Annotated in this window: 19 protein-coding genes; 3 read left to right on the top strand and 16 right to left on the bottom strand. The window is 40.5% G+C overall.

Going from position 1 to position 18,110, the window contains the following annotated elements; all coding sequences use genetic code 11:
- The first annotated feature begins 281 nt into the window (after nucleotides 1-281).
- Both B7705_RS05245 and B7705_RS05240 read left to right on the top strand, forming a co-directional pair.
- Nucleotides 282-527 carry a hypothetical protein gene (locus B7705_RS05245; RefSeq protein WP_000084852.1) on the top strand — a complete coding sequence of 82 codons (246 nt, stop codon included), beginning with the start codon at nucleotides 282-284 and terminating at the stop codon, nucleotides 525-527.
- A gap of 198 nt (nucleotides 528-725) precedes the next feature.
- Nucleotides 726-1,988, top strand: a complete 1,263-nt coding sequence (locus tag B7705_RS05240; protein WP_084948316.1) for an NRAMP family divalent metal transporter — start codon at nucleotides 726-728, stop codon at nucleotides 1,986-1,988.
- An 83-nt stretch (nucleotides 1,989-2,071) separates the two neighbouring features.
- Here the strand turns inward: B7705_RS05240 and nrdI are convergent, their stop codons facing one another.
- The 5 genes from nrdI to B7705_RS05215 all read right to left on the bottom strand — a co-directional run bounded on the left by nrdI (nucleotide 2,072) and on the right by B7705_RS05215 (nucleotide 6,775).
- Entirely contained in the window at nucleotides 2,072-2,542 is a 471-nt protein-coding gene (gene nrdI, locus B7705_RS05235) for a class Ib ribonucleoside-diphosphate reductase assembly flavoprotein NrdI (protein WP_084948314.1), read from the bottom strand.
- A gap of 77 nt (nucleotides 2,543-2,619) precedes the next feature.
- Nucleotides 2,620-3,153, bottom strand: a complete 534-nt coding sequence (locus B7705_RS05230; RefSeq protein ID WP_084948313.1) for an ABC transporter permease — start codon at nucleotides 3,151-3,153, stop codon at nucleotides 2,620-2,622.
- A 60-nt stretch (nucleotides 3,154-3,213) separates the two neighbouring features.
- Nucleotides 3,214-4,500: a response regulator transcription factor gene (locus tag B7705_RS05225; protein WP_084948311.1), complete on the bottom strand. Its 1,287-nt coding sequence runs from the start codon at nucleotides 4,498-4,500 to the stop codon at nucleotides 3,214-3,216.
- A 12-nt stretch (nucleotides 4,501-4,512) separates the two neighbouring features.
- Nucleotides 4,513-6,183 (bottom strand): sensor histidine kinase, encoded by a 1,671-nt coding sequence (locus B7705_RS05220; RefSeq protein WP_084948575.1) that lies wholly within the window; start codon nucleotides 6,181-6,183, stop codon nucleotides 4,513-4,515.
- A complete protein-coding gene (locus tag B7705_RS05215; RefSeq protein WP_000514455.1) occupies nucleotides 6,161-6,775 on the bottom strand; it encodes a YesL family protein in 615 nt (204 codons plus the stop codon). Before B7705_RS05215 ends, B7705_RS05220 begins: the two co-directional genes overlap by 23 nt.
- Nucleotides 6,776-6,908: 133 nt before the next feature.
- Between B7705_RS05215 and B7705_RS05210 the strand changes: the two genes are divergently transcribed.
- Nucleotides 6,909-7,478, top strand: coding sequence for an MptD family putative ECF transporter S component (locus B7705_RS05210; RefSeq protein WP_084948309.1), 570 nt, complete (start codon nucleotides 6,909-6,911; stop codon nucleotides 7,476-7,478).
- Between the two features lie 174 nt (nucleotides 7,479-7,652).
- On the opposite strand, the gene dltD is transcribed toward B7705_RS05210, so the two are convergent.
- The 11 genes from dltD to B7705_RS05155 form a co-directional block, all read right to left on the bottom strand.
- Nucleotides 7,653-8,825: a D-alanyl-lipoteichoic acid biosynthesis protein DltD gene (dltD, locus tag B7705_RS05205; protein ID WP_084948308.1), complete on the bottom strand. Its 1,173-nt coding sequence runs from the start codon at nucleotides 8,823-8,825 to the stop codon at nucleotides 7,653-7,655.
- A 47-nt stretch (nucleotides 8,826-8,872) separates the two neighbouring features.
- A complete protein-coding gene (dltB, locus tag B7705_RS05200) occupies nucleotides 8,873-10,027 on the bottom strand; it encodes a D-alanyl-lipoteichoic acid biosynthesis protein DltB (RefSeq protein ID WP_084948306.1) in 1,155 nt (384 codons plus the stop codon).
- 171 nt (nucleotides 10,028-10,198) lie between these two features.
- Nucleotides 10,199-10,891, bottom strand: coding sequence for a methionine ABC transporter permease (locus B7705_RS05195; protein WP_084948305.1), 693 nt, complete (start codon nucleotides 10,889-10,891; stop codon nucleotides 10,199-10,201).
- 1 nt (nucleotide 10,892) lies between these two features.
- Nucleotides 10,893-11,954, bottom strand: coding sequence for a methionine ABC transporter ATP-binding protein (locus B7705_RS05190; RefSeq protein WP_084948303.1), 1,062 nt, complete (start codon nucleotides 11,952-11,954; stop codon nucleotides 10,893-10,895).
- Nucleotides 11,947-13,320 carry a M20 family metallopeptidase gene (locus tag B7705_RS05185; RefSeq protein ID WP_084948302.1) on the bottom strand — a complete coding sequence of 458 codons (1,374 nt, stop codon included), beginning with the start codon at nucleotides 13,318-13,320 and terminating at the stop codon, nucleotides 11,947-11,949. The genes B7705_RS05190 and B7705_RS05185 overlap by 8 nt, the downstream gene beginning before the upstream one ends.
- A gap of 118 nt (nucleotides 13,321-13,438) precedes the next feature.
- Nucleotides 13,439-14,293 (bottom strand): MetQ/NlpA family ABC transporter substrate-binding protein, encoded by an 855-nt coding sequence (locus tag B7705_RS05180; protein ID WP_084948300.1) that lies wholly within the window; start codon nucleotides 14,291-14,293, stop codon nucleotides 13,439-13,441.
- A 154-nt stretch (nucleotides 14,294-14,447) separates the two neighbouring features.
- A complete protein-coding gene (locus B7705_RS05175; RefSeq protein ID WP_084948299.1) occupies nucleotides 14,448-15,278 on the bottom strand; it encodes an amino acid ABC transporter substrate-binding protein in 831 nt (276 codons plus the stop codon).
- 102 nt (nucleotides 15,279-15,380) lie between these two features.
- The gene (locus B7705_RS05170) at nucleotides 15,381-15,704 is read right to left on the bottom strand and encodes an AzlD domain-containing protein (protein ID WP_084948297.1); all 324 of its coding nucleotides are present in this window, start codon (nucleotides 15,702-15,704) and stop codon (nucleotides 15,381-15,383) included.
- Nucleotides 15,694-16,389, bottom strand: coding sequence for an AzlC family ABC transporter permease (locus tag B7705_RS05165; protein ID WP_084948295.1), 696 nt, complete (start codon nucleotides 16,387-16,389; stop codon nucleotides 15,694-15,696). The genes B7705_RS05170 and B7705_RS05165 overlap by 11 nt, the downstream gene beginning before the upstream one ends.
- A 143-nt stretch (nucleotides 16,390-16,532) precedes the next feature.
- Entirely contained in the window at nucleotides 16,533-17,138 is a 606-nt protein-coding gene (locus tag B7705_RS05160; protein WP_084948294.1) for a hypothetical protein, read from the bottom strand.
- Nucleotides 17,139-17,326: 188 nt separating this feature from the next.
- A complete protein-coding gene (locus B7705_RS05155; RefSeq protein ID WP_084948293.1) occupies nucleotides 17,327-18,001 on the bottom strand; it encodes a CPBP family intramembrane glutamic endopeptidase in 675 nt (224 codons plus the stop codon).
- Nucleotides 18,002-18,110 lie beyond the last annotated feature (109 nt).

The following is an 18,110-nucleotide window of genomic DNA, read 5'->3' as shown; positions in this document are numbered from 1 at the left end:
GAAACAAATAATATCGATTTGTTTCGAGATAGGTCGTAATCTTTTAAATCACTTGCTTGCAAAGCAATCCAAGTAACTAACGCCAAGTCCTATACGGACTTTGAGTTGGTGCTTTACTAGTCTTCATTAAAAATTGGACGGACGTTTCAGTTAAAGGTCCAGACCGTCTGACTTAATCTATCAGATACCTGTTCTGTTCGTCTAGTGACTTAGTTGAAAAGCGAAAATTTCTTTCGCTTTTCTTATGTCATCAACTTTTTTATCAAACCAGGAGAAATTTTATGAGCCAGTATGCTTATATCTTAGTTCTTATCAGTCTTGTCGTTCTTTTTCTCATCAATAAATACGAAAAAGAAAAACTTCAACAACTCCTTCAGGAACAGCTTCTGAAAGACGAAGCTTTCAAAACAGACATACGCGAAAGGATCCAAACAACGGAAAATATCAATGATGTCATAGCCTACATCAATAAAGGGTATCGTTTGGGACTCCTGCTTTCTAAGGAAATCACTGAGCAACTGAAATAAGGGAATCCGAGAAGCTTTCTTCTCGGATTTTTTACTCTCATCAATCCCATTTCCTTGTGATAATCATGTCTTTCATATGATTTTTCTGAAATTTTCTAAATTTTTCAAAAATTCTCTTGCATTTTTTTTAAAGTTTTTTGTAGAATAGTAGCTATCTATTCAGATTATTCTGAAAATTCAAAAATGGGAGTGTTTATTATGTCACAAGTTACTTTATCAAACCAGTCAACCTGGTCAAGCAAACTAAAGGCAATGGGGCCAGGAATCCTAATGGCTTCTGCCGCCGTTGGAGGCTCTCACATCGTATCCTCCACTCAAGCTGGTGGTTCTTATGGTTGGTCACTACTCCTCTTAGTTATCTTGGCCAATGTTTTTAAATATCCATTTTTCCGTTTTGGTGCCGAGTATACTGCAGACACTGGCAAAACCTTGGTCGAAGGCTACGCCGAAAAAGGGAAACTCTATCTCTGGATTTTCTTTGTCCTCAATGTTTTCTCTGCTATGGTTAATACAGCTGGAGTCGCTATTCTTTGCTCAGCCATCATCGCTAGCGCCTTCCCAATGATTGGTCTTAGCATCACTCAATGGTCCCTCATTCTTGTTGCAGTCATTTGGGCCATGCTACTCTTTGGGGGCTACAAACTATTGGATGGTATGGCAAAATGGATCATGTCTGCTTTGACCATTGCAACTGTTCTTGCAGTTATCATTGCGGCAATTAAGCATCCAGAATACAGCTCTGATTTTGTCGAAAAGACACCTTGGCAAATGGCGGCACTCCCTTTTATCGTTTCCCTCCTAGGATGGATGCCTGCTCCTATTGAAATTTCAGCCATCAATTCACTCTGGTCTGCTGAAAAGAAAAAGACCGTCAACTTTAATACAGCGGATGCTCTTTTCGACTTTAACGTTGGTTACATTGGAACTGCTATCCTAGCTGTATTCTTCGTGGCACTAGGAGCACTTATTCAGTATCCTACAGGTCAAGCAGTTGAAGCCGCTTCAGCCAAGTACATTTCTCAATTCGTGGGCATGTACGCCTCTGTCCTTGGCGAATGGTCTCGATATTTGATTACCTTCATCGCTTTCCTCTGTATCTTTGGGACAGTCATCACCGTTATAGATGGCTACTCTCGTGTCAATCAGGAATCTCTTCGACTCTTGCTAAGTCAAAAAGAAGATAATCGTAAATCTTTGAACATCTGGATGACTATCACAGCTATCATCGGTATCGTCATCATCAAGTTCTTTGCTGGACAAGTTTCAATCATGCTCCGCTTTGCCATGATTGGATCTTTCCTGACAACACCATTCTTCGCTCTTTTGAACTATGTATTGGTGACGCGTGAAAATAAAAATCTTCCTTCCTGGCTAAAACTCCTTGCTATTGCAGGATTGATTTTTCTCTTTGGTTTTGCTATCTTCTTTATCTATGCACTTGCCATCGGAAAAGCAGGTTAGTTCACAAAGCAGCACCCTCGTCTGGGTGCTTTTTCTGCATTCAAAAGGCAGTTGAGAAAACCTAACTGCCTACTTGAACGATTCTAACTTTCCGAGTCCAATCCATATAAGTCCGCGATAATCGCTGCGACCTTTTTAATATCTCCCAGCATTCCTCTCATTTCAAAGTCAGCCAATACAGGGAAACCAAAGCGCTGGCTGTACTGCTTGGCAGTCAGACAGTATTGGTTATTAAAATTGCGATTACCAGAGCCCACTACACCAAAACACTTACTGGCATTGTCTCCATAGGCGATAAAATCACCCACTGGAGTCGTTAAAATCTCAACATCACCGTTATCGACACCATTTCCACCTTCTAGATAAGTTGGTAAAAAGGCGACATAAGGATGATCCATTTCAAAGAATTCTTGACCTTCCTTGACCAGATCCTTGATATGGATTTTTTCAACCTCAATCGCTTCATACTGGGACAAGAGATAGTCCTTGAGTCGGGTTACAAAACTCTCTGTATTCCCACTCAAACTGATATACACTAAGGATATTTTTTTCATTTTGACCTCGATTTTTATGTTTACGATATAAAAAGAACTAACAAGATTGTAACTTGATAGTTCCCTTTTGTCAATACTTAGGCAGCTTCTTCTGCTTCAACTTCCTCAGCCAAATCTTTTTGTTGACGCCACATCTTGTAAAAGACAATGGCAAGGAAGAGGACATTGATAACAACAAATAAAATCGTTGTTCCCTTTCCAAGGACTTCTGTTCCTAGTCGCAAAGTTTCATCACGGATGGCTTGTACAGCATCTTGCATACCCATATAAGTATAAATCGAACCAACAATGGCAAGCAAAACATAAGCAATGTAAGCATAATTTGCATATTGCAAATGATTACGAACCAAGAGCACAATACCTGCGACTACTAAAATCGCAGATAAAATAATCAAAACGATGTTAACAGTCGAATGCGATAATTCAGCTGTCTTATGTAGATAATTAATCGTATCCTCTAGTTGCTGGGCGCTAGCACCTTGAACTTGAGCTTGACTGGCACCTAGTGTTTCTTTACTAGGTACTGGACTTAGTATTCCAAACAAAGACATAGCTGAAATCAATGCTGATAGGACTAATAAAACCCAAAGATAAATAGGTTTCTTTTTCATAATTTTTCCTCCTTAAGGTATTTTGGACATTATAGCATTTTTTGCACGTAAATACAAGTTTTACAGGGAACTTTCGACTTGTTTGCGGTAAGCTTTTGGTGATTTTCCGCACAATTTACGGAAAACCTTGTAGAAATATCCAACATTGCTGTAACCAACAGCATAGCAAACATCTTCAATACTATCATTGGTTGAAAGCAGGAGCTGTTGCGCTGCCTTAATCCGCTGTTTGTTGAGCAATTCTGCGAAGGTTGAGTTGGTTTCTCGCTTGATTAACTGACCGAGGTAGACAGGATTGATAAAGAGATCCTTGCTGATATCCTTAAGCGAGAGCTCTTTCTGGTAATCACGCCCGATGACTTCAAGAACACTCACCACATTTTCATTCATGCGGTACTGGCCAAAAAACTTAGTCAAGGTTTCTTTGATGTAGGCAACCAATTCTTTAAAGGAGTTAATAGCATGGATGGCTTTGACAATCTCGGTCATATCATCTGCTTTTAGATGCTCAAACAAGTGGAAGACATCCATGACAAACTGAGTAAAGAGTTGTTTGGTGATAGCCACGCGCGGTGTGTTCTCTAAGACAACCTTCTCCAGCAGGGTCAATTCTTCGATGATTTGATTGATATTTCCTTGGATAATCACGCGATAAATCGGTTCATAATAAGCAAACAGACTCTCGGATTTTTCTAGATTGACAGAACCGTAAAAGAGGGCTTTTTCTGCGTTGATCTTCCATTTTTCAAAGGCTTGTTGGTAGGGCGCTTCAAATGGTGTCACGACGATTCCATCTAGTGGTTGATCAGAGATAAAAATCTGCCAGTCTTGACCTAAAACATAGTAAGGAATAGTGAAGGAGCCTTGCTTTTCCTTGGATAGACCAATCCACCAGCTGTCTTTACCTGACAGGTAGTTAGTAAATCCTGCCTCATCCAATTCTTGGCTGAGAGTTTGGCTTTGCTCCACCTTTTCTTGAAGCTGTCGCGCAATTTTTTCTAATAGATGACTCAACTCCACCTTATCCACCGGCTTGACCAGATAATCCACGACACTAAGATTCATGGCTTTTTTGACGTAGTCAAACTCCTGATAACCTGACAGCAAGATATAATAGGTATCTGGAAGCAGCTCCTTCATTTCCTTAATCATCTCAAGCCCTGTCTTATCTGGCATATTGACATCGGAAATGACCACATCTACTGGATTTTTCTTAACGTAGTCCAAAGCATCGTCTGCGTGATTAGCTGTTGCGACGACTTGCATATCCCATTTTTCAAAGGGGATTAATCGCTTGAGCCCCTCTGTCACCATATACTCGTCGTCTACTAATAAAACTTTATACATTTCCCTTCCTTTCTATTCATTTTGAATAGTAATACGGTAACGAACACCTTCTTGCTCAGCTGACTCGACACTGATTTGGTAGCGATCCCCAAAATAGAGGACAAAGCGTTCGTGTACATTCACTATTCCAATTGATTGTCGCTCTCCACTATAGCTTGCCTCGTGCTCAAAACTTCTCTGAGCTAGTTTTTCTTGCAAGCTAGCTAGTTTCTCAGCAGTCATCCCACGACCATTGTCTACCACTAGGATTTCAACAAATCCTTGGCCCTTCAAGACCTTGATGCTGATTACATTGTCTGTTCGGCGGTGGTCAATACCGTGAGCAAAGTAGTTTTCGACCAATGGTTGAAGCGTAAACTTGGGAATCCTCATATTTTCTAATTCGGGTGCGATCTTAAAACCATAGGCAACTGACTTTGGATAACGCACCATACAGAGATAGCTGTATTTGCGACAAAATTCTAATTCTTGCTTCAGCGTCGTTTCCCGCTCATCGGAGATATTATTGCGTAGTAAACTGCTAAATTCATAGATAATATCCGCCAGTTCATCTTGGCTTTCCATGACGGCATACATGCGCAGAAACTCTAAGGTATTGTACATGAAGTGAGGATTGATTTGAGCTTGTAAGGCCCGCATATTGGCATCTTTCTGACTGAGCTCTAGCTGATAGATATCATGGATATTTTTTTCCAGTCGATCCAACATATCATTGGTGGTTTCTGCAATGAGAAGCAATTCTTGATCTTTTTCAGAGGTATCGATCCGAAGTCCCTCTTCTCCTTGAGCAATAACCTCGATAGACTCCACCAAGTCCACAACCTGCTTTTGGTAATTGGAGAAGGTCTGCCTCAAGGTCACATATAAAATAATAATAAAGAGACCACTCAAACCAACAATGACAGCGGAACTAGTTAAAGTCCCAGTAAGAACAAAATTCTTGGGAACTGCTGATTGGACTTGATAGCCATGTGATGTCAAACCAACAATCCAATTTTCCCGTTCAGCTACTACATTTTCCCCTATATGAAACAATTCAGTATCAAAAGGGGAGGTGATCGTCACGGCCACAGGAATCAGACCGCGAGTATTATCAATTGCTTGGTAAAGTACATCCTGCGATAAAGAAATGTAGATAACACCTAGAGACTGATCGGAGTTAGGATCAAGTACTGGTATGGCAAAACTATTGGTTGCTGGTTTGAAATCCTCAGCAAGAATTTTCTCCCCGCTACGTTTCTCTCTGGTAGAAACATAGACTTCCTTGTAGTCTTGCAAAACAATTGCAACACCTGTCACAAAGTCATTTCTTACATACAAATCATCAATGTTTTCATACAAGGATACTGATACATAGGGAGACGCTTTGCGTTGCAACAGCCAGTAAAAATAATCCGATGTACTCAGACTAAAATACTTGTAAATCCCCTCTATCCGTGCTCGATTTTCAACCAGTTCCTGCGCTAGCTGAGTCGACTCCCTGTGGTAATATTCAATCTCACTCACTGTTCGAGTCGTTACACGTTGAGCTACTCGCTGGGCTTCTTTTTCACGGGAACTCCAGTCAGCATAGGAGAGCATGACCGCAAAACTTGCAATGATGACAATCATCACCAAGGTATAGATGCGCAAGAGCGAGTGGAGCCAGAACGGCTTCATTTTATTTTGTCGCCAATTTTTCATGGATACTTTCATATACAGGTTCCAACATATCACTGATAAAGAAATGCCACATCCCAATTCCTACGAAGGAAAGCAAGGCGGGCATATAGTAACCAATTCCTACAAGCATGACCGTACCAAATAAAACCTTGGCAATTGCCGGCAAATTCATAAAAATTCCGATAAGAGCGAGTTTTACAGTATTTCGATAAGAGAGCTCATAGTGAACTTGGAGTTTCAATGAAACGGTATAAGCCAAAAAAACAAAGGCAACAACAAGGATATTGAGAAAGGTTGCCAAGAGATGGAAGATAGTTTGATGAGGCAATTGAACCAAAAGGTACAAACCATAGACTAAGACTAGATCTACAAGTACAAAACTATAGAAAGCTAGGTTACTCTTGACAAAGTTACTCTTATACAATTCCCAAGCTTCTTTCAAACTATAAGCTCGATAAGTATAACCGTGCTCCGCATATAAACTCATAAGAGTTGCACTAGCTGGTGCCAAACCAAAGACCACACCTCCTGCTAGTGTTAATAACCAGAAAAAAGCCGTCGCAATCATTCCTAAAAAGAAACGATTAAAGACGAATTCTAGAAACTTTCCCATAATATCCTCCTTAAAACAACTATGTAACTATTATATCATATTTCAAACGTTTTCAAAAACATAGAGCTCCCATTTACAATCCTCTAAAAGCGTGATACAATTGATTTTGACAGTTTTATATAAGGAGATTCTCATGAAGAAAAATATCTTAACTACCCTCTTAGCCGTCGTTCTCTACTTCCTCTGTCTAGGAATTGGAGTAGTACTTGGACACTTGGTAGACTCAACGGGCAATATGTTCTACGCGCCTGCCTTTTCTGCCCTTGTCGGTGGCAGTGTCTACATGCTTCTTTTAACGAAGATCCCTCGTTTTGGAGCGATTACCACTCTCGGACTCTTTATGGCTCTCTTTTTTCTAGCTAGTAAACACGGCGCTGGCGCTTTTCTACCAGCTATCACTTGCGGTCTTGCAGCAGATGCTATCGCTCGTCTCGGAAATTACAAAGATCGAATCAAAAATACCCTCTCCTTCCTCGTCTTTGCTTTTAGCACAAGTGGCCCTATCTTCCTCATGTGGATCCGTCCCAAAGCTTACGTGGCTACCTTACTCGCTCGTGGAAAATCCCAAGAATACATTGACCGTATCATGGTCGCTCCAGAGTTGGACAAAATCCTTCTCTTTGTTTCAAGCATCCTCCTTTGTGCCTTAATTGGTGCATTGCTTGGGCAATTTCTAAATCAAAAAATAGCCGATAAACTATAAGGTAAAAGCCCTGAAGACTAGCAATGCCTAGTTCCAGGGCCTTTTTGTATACAATCTTAAAATTCACTATAGATAAATTCTTGAATATTTGAAAAATCAGTCACAAAACAGTAAATCACGATGCTCAAGATAACCGTATAGAAAAATAGTGTCCACAAGATTAAACGATGTGTGTTAGTTAGCTTGGTTTGCAAATTTGTAAAGTTCTTTTTCAACTTCCATCCATCCTTTCACTCCAACGTGCATCACGTCAAATAAAAAGTAATCATCATACTCTCTGTTTCCATAGTTTAATACGGTTGCACCATGGCTTTTTGCGACATCTTCTATTTTTTTATAAGTTTTTTCTCGCATCTCTCTTGAGACACCAGTGTAGTCATTCCATTTCCCGTTTACTGGGAAAATAATAACCTCAACTTCAATGCCCAATTCTTTGGCAACTGTCAAGAAAAGTTCCATATCTGAATACTCTGGTGACTCCAGGTAGCTCAAATCTTTATTAGAATCTTTCAGCGATGCATAGCGATCTTTTAAGTAAGTATTGTAGTAGTTATTATCAACAGCATAGTCATTATTGTCTGTTTTCTTTTTGACCTCTTCCACAAACTGATCCGTCATTTTCTCCCAATCATAGTCTGGGGTTTTGTCTCCTAGTGAAGGATAATCTGATTTGGCATGTTTTTTATAAAAAGTCTGTTTGAGCTTAAAGGAATACATTGCGTTCTCAAACTCTAATAGTTTTTTATCAACAATGGTTCCTTTTCCATCTATGAAATAACTTTTGTATTTTTTGTAGATGTCATTTTGTTGCTTGTTCCCCTTGGTAATCTCGATAATGCGATTGATTAGTTTTTCTTTCGTTTCCTTACTAATCTTGTCATTATCTAGCATGTGGAAAATATGTTCCTGAGAAGCCTTGTTCAAAAAGGCATCTTGATGGGTCCCATCTTTTTCAAACCACTGAACAGACTCTACTATAGCTACTTTTCGCTTGGTCATAGCTCCTTCAATAGAACCCAAGGTCGTAGCTTGAATGATGTTTTGAGAATAACTGGTCCCAATCTGCATGATATTAAAATCGTTGTAGTTAAAAATTTTATTGGGATGATAGTCTTCATTTATCGTCGCAACCAACTCTGAGGAACCCATTAGAACCAGTGTATTGGGGGTGATATTGCTTGTTATAATATCTCTACTTTTATACTTTTCATATGAGGTGCTATAGCGAATACTGTTATCCTTGACTTTATAATAATCATCAATCTTCTTGACATAGGTCACATTTAAAAGGGCAAGCGTCGCAATTACGAGCACAAGCGATAGTAAAAATGCTTTTAATTTAATCATCTCGTTTTATCCTATCCCTTCGATCTGTCTGATTTCTTTTCAATCTCTTACCTCTTTAAAATCGTCAGTAAGATTTTATAGGGTTCACCTGAAAAGATAAAGAAACCAATCATAACCAAATTCATGGTCACAAACCAACTTAATAGCTTATACCAGTTTTTGTTTTTATTTTTCTTATAAAAATTGCTTTTCTTTTGATACACTTCAAATCCAGCCATCAAGACACCATGGTAAAAACCATAGACAATGTAACTAACACTAAGACCATGCCAAAAACCCATGACCAACATATTGACCATATAGGCATAGGTTGCATTGTGTAGCCTATTTTTAAACCATTTTTTCCTGATAACCTGCATCAATACTCTTGAAAATACAAAATCTCTCAACCAGGTCGACAAGGTGATATGCCATCTGGTCCAGAAATCCTTGATATCGACACTCAAGAAAGGTTTGTTAAAGTTCATCGGTGTCTGAATACCTAGAATATTACTACTTCCAACGGCCATTAGACTATAGCCTGCAAAGTCAAAGAACAGATACAAGGTATAGAGATACATATACTTGATTGAATAGACGACTGTGCCAGTATTATTTAGAGCGAGTAACATCTGATAAACATAGGTTGATAAAACAACCTTGTAAAGAAGACCTAGAACGATACGATACACACCGTCCCCCGCTAACTCCAGATACTCTTTTCGGGGCATGACCTCGTTTATCTCTTTTAAAAATCTCCTACTCCGATCAATCGGACCAGCACTAACTGTTGGGAAAAAGAGCAAAAACTGTAGATAATCTTTTACACTGATTTTTTCTTTGATTAAGCCATCCGATATCTCTAGCATGATCTGAATGGTCTTAAAGGACATGTAAGAAATTCCAATAAAGGCCAACAAATGCAGAGAAGTCAAGGCAAAGACTTTATTGATTACCAAAGGAAGGATAGAAAGGAAAAGCAGTGGTTTCAGCCGCTTTGCTTCTATCCTCTGTGCTAGAAAAACCAGAAAATATTGATAAACGACAAAGGCGAGCAAATAGACCATCATCGCTCGACTCTTACCATAGATAGCTCCTGCAAATAAGAGGGAGAGCGTCAAAATATAGTAGTCCTTACGTTTTTCAAAAAAGTTTACCACAAAACCAATCAGTAAAACTACAAACAAGAGAAGGAAAAACTCATTCCCCTCGAAATAATTCATATCAACCGAACTCCTTTTTCATTTTCTCATCTCGCTTCAAGGTTTATCTTTCTAGTTTTTTCCTATCCTATCACCAGAGAGAGTTAACTTTATCTATTATACCATAATTTAAAAACTTTAAATGCCCCTGTTGGCAGCTTCCTAGAAAAAAAAAGAGCCGAAGGGCTCTTTTTATTTATGACTCAATTTCTTGGTCAAGAAATCTCCCAAGAACTGGATCGTGAAGATAATCAAGATAATAATAATGGTTGCTAAAACTGTCACATCGTGATTGAAACGGTTAAATCCATAGGCAATGGCTACGTTACCGATACCACCAGCACCAACTGCTCCCGCCATAGCTGTTTCCCCAACAAGGGAAATCAAGGTCACAGTCGTCACACGAATCAAATCTGGCAGACCTTCTGATAGGTAAACACCTACGATATCCCAGAAGGTTGCTCCGCTTGCTTGGGCCGCCTCAATGACGCCTCCATCTAGCTCAGCCAAGACCACCTGCACCTGACGGGCAAAGAAGGCAAAGACTGCAAAAGAAAGGGGGACAAGGGCTGCATTTGGCCCGATACTAGTCTTAACAATCAAGTGAGAAAGTGGCGACATGATTGCCAAGAGGATGATGAAGGGAACCGCACGGAAAATTGAGGTAATCTTGTCTAAAATCCAGAAGACTACCTTATTTTCCAAGACACCACCTGGCGCTGTCAAGACGAGGAAAAGACCTGCCACCAGCCCCAAGAACCCTCCGATGATGAAGGAAAGAACTGTCATATAAAGAGTTAGGTAGATAGCTGTTCCCCAGCCTGCCTGACCAGCCCAGCCCATTTTATAGACATTTGGTAAATAGGTTTGAATCAACTCTGTCATTCTACTGTCCTCCCTTCAATACTTTTAACTGCACACCCGCTTGACGAATAGCCTCTTGGGCGCCTACTAGCGCTTCTTTTTCTCCAGACAGTACCACAACCAATTCTCCGACTGGAGTGCCATCGAGGATCTCGATATTTCCATAGAGGATATTCGCTGTTACTTGGTAATGTTTGTACAATTCATTCAAAAGTGGTTCGTCTGTCGAAGCCCCTGCATACTTGAGCTGCACTAAGATACTGTTCTCAGATAAATGTTCTACGATTTCTTGCTTCTCAATCTTAACCATGGCTTCATCAATACCTGTAGCTGTTGAGATAAAGTCCTGGGTCAAAGGTTGTTTAGGGTCTGAGAAGATTTCAAGGACACTACCTTCTTCAATCAAACGGCCATCCTGCATAACTGCCACACGGTTAGCAATGTCTTTAACAATCTGCATTTCATGTGTAATCAGGACAACGGTCAAGCCTAATTTTTGGTTCAAATCTTGCAACAAGGCCAAAATCTGCTTGGTTGTCTTAGGGTCGAGGGCAGATGTTGACTCATCTGAAATCAAGATTTTTGGATCATTGGCCAAGGCACGCGCAATGGCCACACGCTGTTTTTGCCCTCCAGATAGTTGGGAAGGGTAGTTTTCAGCACGATCTGCCAAGCCAACCAAGTCCAATAACTTAGCTACTTTTGCTTTCTTTTCTTCCTTGCTGAGTCCAGAGTGTTTGAGGGCAAAGGCTACATTTTCCTCTGCTGTCTTTTGACTCATCAGGTTGAAATGCTGGAAAATCATTCCGATATCTTGACGTTTACGACGCAACTGCTCTGCCGTCAAGGTCACCTTGCCATCAAAAATCACATCGTCGTCAATGGTAATTTTGCCTGCAGATGGTTTTTGCAAGAGGTTAATCACCCGTACAAGGGTTGATTTCCCTGCTCCAGAATATCCAACGATTCCGTAGATATCCCCTTCTTGGATGTGAATGGTCACATCCTTGACCGCTGTGATGGTTCTCTTCTTTTGGTGAAAGGTCACATCGATCTGATCTAACTTGATAATATCTCTACTCATAGCTTCTAATCAGCTCCTCTACTAATTCAATATGGGTGTAGTAATCGGCGATTCGCACATTTTCATCTCCACCGTGGTCTCGGCTATTGGCATTCCCTAGACCGAAGGCCACCATGGGTACCTCTAGGGCATCAAAGACCGTATGCATAGGCCCTGTCCCCGCTGTTGTCGGTAAGACTGAAACGCCCTGTGGATAGAATTTCTTGGCCAACTCAATCACATTGAGAATGGCTGGCGCACTCATATCGCTTCGATAGCTCATCTCTCCCAAGGTATAGTATAATTCTACCTTATCAAAGCCATTTTTGTCTAGCTGTTTCCGAATTTTTTCCAGAACATCATGTGGTTCTAAGCCAGGAACCAAACGAACCTCTAGCTTTGCACTAGCTTCTGCTGGCAAAATAGTCTTAACACCCTGACCTTGATAGCCAGACTGGATTCCTTCGATATTGAGTGCAGGCTCAAAAAAGAACCGTTTTAGAAAGGCTGCACGATTCTCTTGTAAGAGAGGCAATTCCAAGCCATAAATGCGACTGATTTCCTCAGGATTGCGTTGGGCGTAAGTATCCACCAAGGCTAGTTCTCGTTCATTTGGCTCTTGAACATCCTCGTACAAGCCTTCTACCAAGATACGGCCATCTGCTGCACGCAGGCTACTTAAGGCCTGGATGAGATACCATGGTGCTGACTCCACAACTCCACCATAACTCGAGTGGATATCCACATCAGCACTTTTTACCTTAGCATCAAATGTCACAATCCCTTTGTTTCCGCCAGAGATTTCCAGCTGCTCCAAGGCGTTCTTTGTACCTTGTTCCCATACCAGCAAATCCGCCCCACGAAGTTTGTCTGCGTGTTTCTCTAAATACTTATCTAGATCCATGGAAGCAGACTCCTCTGCCCCTTCCATGATAAAGCTAATATTGACAGGTAGGTCATCATGGTGTTGCATGTATTTTCTCAAAGCGCTCAAACGAGCCGTTATATGCCCCTTGTCGTCGTCAACCCCACGCCCATACATAAAGCCATTTCGTACAGAAAGGGTAAAAGGATCCTCTGTCCACACCTGGTCACTATCCGCTGGCACGGTGTCATAGTGGTTATAGAAGATCAAGGTCTTAGCATCTGGACGCGAACTCTTGAAATGCGCCATGACAAAGGGAGCCGTATAAGTCTCATCAATCTCGACTTCCGCTCCCACACGCTTGAAAATCTCACCCAGATAGTTTGCGACTTCCTTAAGTCCAACCTGCTGGGCAAAGACTGATTTCTTGGAAATTAAGGTGCGCAAGACTTCAAAATAATGTTGAGCCACATGATCCTTTTCAAATTTTTCAATCTGTTCTTGTTCGCTAGGAAAAACCATTTTCTCTCTCTTTCTACTATGTACTTGTGTCCTTGGAACGACAACAAGTGCCTCTTTAAAATCAACTCTCTAGACAAAAGTAAGAGGTGGAAACTCTCTCCCACCTCCCTGTGTCTTATTACCAAACTGGTTGATCCAAACCGTCTGATGTTTCTTCGATAACTTTTTTCACTTCATCAGTGTGGTAAGCCGCGATAATTTTCTTGATGGCATCAGCCTTAGGTGATGATTCCCAATCTTTTTTCGCAACGATGATGTTGTACCATTGTTTTGAGTTTTCGTCAGCTTGTTCTTTGAATAGCGCTTTCTTGTAGTCCAATTTTGCTTCTGTAACGAAGGTATTGTTTACGACGGCAGCGTCAACTGATGACAATGAACGAGCTGTTTGGCTAGCATCCAATTCAGTGATTTTCAAGTTCTTAGGATTTTCTTTGATGTTTGCGATAGTAGCAAGTTCAGTTCCTGAAACATCCAATTTGATCAAACCAGCTGATTGAAGCAAGTAAAGCGCACGGCTTTCGTTTGTTGCATCGTTTGGCACAGCGATTTCGCCGTTATCTGGGATTTCTTCCACTTTCGTGTACTTGTTTCCTTCCCCATTTTTACCTGAGTAAAGGCGGATTGGTGAGATGTACGTATCTGCAATCGCTACAAGGTCTTTCCCGTTTTCCTTGTTCCAGTTGTTCAAGAAGTTGTAGTGTTGGAAGGCGTTCAAGTCTACTTCGCCATCAGCAGTTGCCTTGTTTGGTTGAGAGTAGTCAGTGAACTCTGTGAATTCCAATTTAATACCATCTTTTTTAACCAATTCTTGGATTTTATCCCAACGCGCTTCTTCAGAACCGCTACGGTTAACTGTTGCAATTTTGACAACTGTTTCGTTGTCTGCTTTCTTTTCTGAATTTCCGCAAGCTGCAAGAGTCAAACCTGCGACTGTAGCAAGAGCTGCTACACCGAGCCATTTTTTAATTTTCATGATTCTTTCTCCTTTAAAAATAATACCGTAATAGTATCTCATACTTTATTTGATTTCACAAATTGTTATTAGATAGTCAGATATATAGTTTAAAACTATATCCTTAAAAACTGAGAAATCATCCACCTTATTCAGAATGGATGATTTCAAAAAATTATTTAATATCAGCTTCTGCTGGTAGGTAAGTGTCTCCGAAGAATTGTTTAGACAATTTTTCAAGAGTTCCGTCTTTGTAGAGTTCTTGGATACGTTTGTCTACAAATGATTTCAACTCATCTTGACCTTTAGCAAGAAGTGGGTAAACATAAGGTTGTTGGTCGCTTGGAAGTTCGATCACTTTCAAGTTGTCCAAACCTTGGTCCTTGATGACTGTTTCAACACCGATTTTATCAAAAATCTTGTAGTCAAACTGGCCATCGCTCAAGCGTCCCATGATTTGTTGGAAGTCCGCTTTAGTATACTTTAGGACAGTTGGATTATCTGAATGTTGTTTGTTGTAGTCTTCTAGCTGTTTAGCAGAAGTTGTCCCTTGAACAACTTCTGTTGATTTTCCACCGATATCATCAAGCGATTTGATGCTAGGGTCATCTTTTTTCACTACAAGAACGTTAGGGTTTTTAGCAGTTGGAGCTGCATAAAGGTATTTTTCAGCACGTTCTTTAGTGTAGCTGATGTTGCTAACAGCCATATTGTAACGGTCGGCATCAAGTCCTGCAAAGACTCCTGACCACTCTGTCTTCTCAAACTTGACATCATACTTGTCAGAGTCTTTAAAGATAGCGCGAACCACTTCAATTTCGTAACCAGTCAATTCGCCATTTTCTTCATAGTTAAATGGTTTTGGTGTAGCATTAGTTGCAACGATAATTTCTTTCTTGCTAGCTGCTTCTCCTTCTTTCTTAGCACCACCTGAGCAAGCTGCTAACACACCTGCAGCAACAAGAGCAAGGGCAGCAAGAGATGAGTATTTAACGATTTTTTTCATATCATTTCCTCCAAAATAGAATACTGTACTATCTTAACATAAAATATTTTTTTTCGCCATTATATGATACCTATCTCGGTGATAGGTTTTTCTTATAGCTGATTAAAAGACCAGACGCAAGACTGCAATCAAGACCACTCCAAAAAGAACCGTACCCACTAGATTGCGATAGCGAAAGGCTACCCAAGCCGTTGGAAAGATTGCTAAAAAGTCTAGCCATTTGATCTGAGGAAGGCTCCCAACCTTACCTGTCACTACGCTTGAAAGGATCAAGGCAAAGATAATGGAAACAGGTAAAAACTTCAAAAAACGCTCAACGATAGCTGGCAAACCCTTGTACTTAACCAAGATGAAAGGAATCATACGAGGTATCCAAGTCACCAACCCTGAGAAAACTACAGCTAATAAAAGATACTTACTGACCATCTAAGAACACCCCCATGGTACAACCTAGCAAAGTCGCAAAAAGAACAGCCAGCGACTGGGACACAACTGTCAGGAGCAAAAAGAAAGACACCGCAACAACTGCTAGGATCAGCAGCAGATTGCGGCCAGGAACCCGTCTTTGCATAATCTGGAATTGCGAAGTAAAAATCCCGATAAACATCCCAACAAGGGCAAAGTCTAATCCAAAGACCTCTGGATTTGGTAGGAGTCCACCTAGAGCCGTTCCGACTACTGTCCCCACAAACCAAGCTACATAACTGTTGAGATTGTTCCCATGCATCCACATAGGATTGACCTTGTCTGTATGGGCTAATTCTCCCATCAAAACCCCGTAAGTCTCATCTGTCAAGAGGCTCGACATCCCGATATTTTGCCAGAGACTGGTATGACGGAAATAAGTCGATGCATGCAAGCTCAGCAAAAAGAGTCGTAAATTGATCAAAAAGACCGTCATGGCAATGGCCGCCACAGGCGCTTGGACCGCAATCAATGCCAACATGGCAAACTGGGCGCTCCCAGCATAAACAAATAGGCTCATCAGGCCCATCTCAACAGGTGTCACATAGGGCGCACCGATAATCCCACAAGCTAGACCGATACTAACATAGCCAAGGGCAGTCGGCATAGCAGCCTGAACACCTTCCCAAAATCCTTTTTCTTTCATCTTTTTCCTCTTATTTTCTTCGTTTGAGGCTGTTCATGGTCACAGCCACAGTAAGGAATATTATAACACATTCAAAGAAGAGAAAAAAGTTTAGAGTTTGAAACTTAGAGCTAGTAAAAAATGCTGAAATCCCATGAGTGTTATTAATACATCCTAAACTGATCCACCCGAATAGTATACTTTTTATCTTCAATTTCTTTAGCATCTTCATCTTCTGTCGGATAAACATCAATCCAAAATTCTCTCCTTTGTCCTTTCAACTTGACTTTATAGCGATAGCCGTCATCGTATAGTCCTACCGTCTCGGTAGTTACAGATTGAAAATTCGGAAGAGCTTCAATTTCTTTTTTTATAGTATGGGATAGATTGTTGAGCACTACATATTGCTCCCCTTTTGAAGCTACAGGAATATGAACTGTCGCTTTTTCCAAGCGATGTGATTTTGAAAATGTGAATCTTGCTCGACCTGTATAACCATTCAAAGCAATATTTTCGTAATCATAGAAAAGGCGTCCCGTTTTATAGAAATAAGGGTCTTCAGCACGCCAAGTATCTCGATAGGCCATCTCTGTTTCCTCCACTACCTCGCTAGCCTCTCCAAACACTTCTTCAAAGGATTTAAGGGACATATTGAACGAAAGGGAATCAAACAAGACCAGTTGTGTCTGTTTAACATTCTGGCAAGCTGATAAAAGCATGAGTAAAGCTCCAAGAGCAAGCAAACTACTGATTATTTTTGTATTTTTCATATATCTACTATACAAAAAAAGGCTATGATTGACAAACTTTGATAGAGTCGGATTCCGTGATTGATTTTAAAATTACCTTTTCATTTAAGGTAACAAGGAATTGAACAAGGACTATTATTAGATATTGGAGATAAGAAAAAGACTGGAGCGCCAGCCTTATCTCTGTGATGTAAAAAATTCTGCCAAGCCTAATACTCAAACACCAATAAGCTGACGATAATTAAAAAGCTATTCCACAAGATGTGGAGTGCCATTGACCAATAAATTGAACGTGTATAACGAAAGAGCATACAGAGTAGCAGACCTGCTCCTGCATAAATGATGAAGTCTGTTATCACCCATCCATATTGCAAAACATGGATAAGACTGAAGAGAGTTGAGGAAACAATTATATCAACATAGCGCTTTTTAAATTTAGATAGGGCTGTCATCAGAAGTCCACGAAAAACTAACTCCTCAACTATCGGAGCAATAAGACTGCCGTAGAGAATACGTGTCACAAAATAACTAATTCCCGTCAAATTGGCTACGGTTTCTTTTATAGCACTACCATTTTGCGTGCTGGGAAAGATCTTAGTCGTTATATTTACCCACAAAAACATCAATAGAAAGAAAAGAAAGAAGAGACCCAGATAGGACCAACGAAACTCGAATCGACCGTACTCTTTCCAACGTTGACTCTTGACAAGAACCACAGTAGCAACAATTCCCTCAATTACTATCAATAAAATTTGAATCCCATAAAATCCAAAGTCGGATAATTGGTTCACTGAATCTAATTTTGCTACAAGATTAAGAATCAAGTAATAGGACACAAGCACCAAAATGGTCCCTAGATAAAATTTCGTTTCTTTCCCTTTCATAGTTGATCCTTTTAAGTTTTATTTACGTCGTCTTTCAGCCAAACCTGCCCAGAGTCCTTTCATCCAATCAAAAGCTCCGTAAGGGCTTGGTCCAGCACTACAAACTGAC

Source organism: Streptococcus oralis subsp. dentisani, assembly GCF_002096685.1.
GTDB classification, from domain to species: domain Bacteria; phylum Bacillota; class Bacilli; order Lactobacillales; family Streptococcaceae; genus Streptococcus; species Streptococcus oralis_AD.
Note: the sequence above shows the minus strand (reverse complement) of the source record. Positions and strands in the feature narration are given on the sequence as shown.

What these genes read in the sequence shown, in the direction of transcription:
- B7705_RS05245 (WP_000084852.1), top strand. Translation starts at nt 282, where the DNA reads ATGAGCCAGTATGCTTATATCTTAGTTCTTATCAGTCTTGTCGTTCTT.
- B7705_RS05240 (WP_084948316.1), top strand. Translation starts at nt 726, where the DNA reads ATGTCACAAGTTACTTTATCAAACCAGTCAACCTGGTCAAGCAAACTA.
- nrdI (WP_084948314.1), bottom strand. Translation starts at nt 2,542, where the DNA reads ATGAAAAAAATATCCTTAGTGTATATCAGTTTGAGTGGGAATACAGAG.
- B7705_RS05230 (WP_084948313.1), bottom strand. Translation starts at nt 3,153, where the DNA reads ATGAAAAAGAAACCTATTTATCTTTGGGTTTTATTAGTCCTATCAGCA.
- B7705_RS05225 (WP_084948311.1), bottom strand. Translation starts at nt 4,500, where the DNA reads ATGTATAAAGTTTTATTAGTAGACGACGAGTATATGGTGACAGAGGGG.
- B7705_RS05220 (WP_084948575.1), bottom strand. Translation starts at nt 6,183, where the DNA reads ATGAAAAATTGGCGACAAAATAAAATGAAGCCGTTCTGGCTCCACTCG.
- B7705_RS05215 (WP_000514455.1), bottom strand. Translation starts at nt 6,775, where the DNA reads ATGGGAAAGTTTCTAGAATTCGTCTTTAATCGTTTCTTTTTAGGAATG.
- B7705_RS05210 (WP_084948309.1), top strand. Translation starts at nt 6,909, where the DNA reads ATGAAGAAAAATATCTTAACTACCCTCTTAGCCGTCGTTCTCTACTTC.
- dltD (WP_084948308.1), bottom strand. Translation starts at nt 8,825, where the DNA reads ATGATTAAATTAAAAGCATTTTTACTATCGCTTGTGCTCGTAATTGCG.
- dltB (WP_084948306.1), bottom strand. Translation starts at nt 10,027, where the DNA reads ATGAATTATTTCGAGGGGAATGAGTTTTTCCTTCTCTTGTTTGTAGTT.
- B7705_RS05195 (WP_084948305.1), bottom strand. Translation starts at nt 10,891, where the DNA reads ATGACAGAGTTGATTCAAACCTATTTACCAAATGTCTATAAAATGGGC.
- B7705_RS05190 (WP_084948303.1), bottom strand. Translation starts at nt 11,954, where the DNA reads ATGAGTAGAGATATTATCAAGTTAGATCAGATCGATGTGACCTTTCAC.
- B7705_RS05185 (WP_084948302.1), bottom strand. Translation starts at nt 13,320, where the DNA reads ATGGTTTTTCCTAGCGAACAAGAACAGATTGAAAAATTTGAAAAGGAT.
- B7705_RS05180 (WP_084948300.1), bottom strand. Translation starts at nt 14,293, where the DNA reads ATGAAAATTAAAAAATGGCTCGGTGTAGCAGCTCTTGCTACAGTCGCA.
- B7705_RS05175 (WP_084948299.1), bottom strand. Translation starts at nt 15,278, where the DNA reads ATGAAAAAAATCGTTAAATACTCATCTCTTGCTGCCCTTGCTCTTGTT.
- B7705_RS05170 (WP_084948297.1), bottom strand. Translation starts at nt 15,704, where the DNA reads ATGGTCAGTAAGTATCTTTTATTAGCTGTAGTTTTCTCAGGGTTGGTG.
- B7705_RS05165 (WP_084948295.1), bottom strand. Translation starts at nt 16,389, where the DNA reads ATGAAAGAAAAAGGATTTTGGGAAGGTGTTCAGGCTGCTATGCCGACT.
- B7705_RS05160 (WP_084948294.1), bottom strand. Translation starts at nt 17,138, where the DNA reads ATGAAAAATACAAAAATAATCAGTAGTTTGCTTGCTCTTGGAGCTTTA.
- B7705_RS05155 (WP_084948293.1), bottom strand. Translation starts at nt 18,001, where the DNA reads ATGAAAGGGAAAGAAACGAAATTTTATCTAGGGACCATTTTGGTGCTT.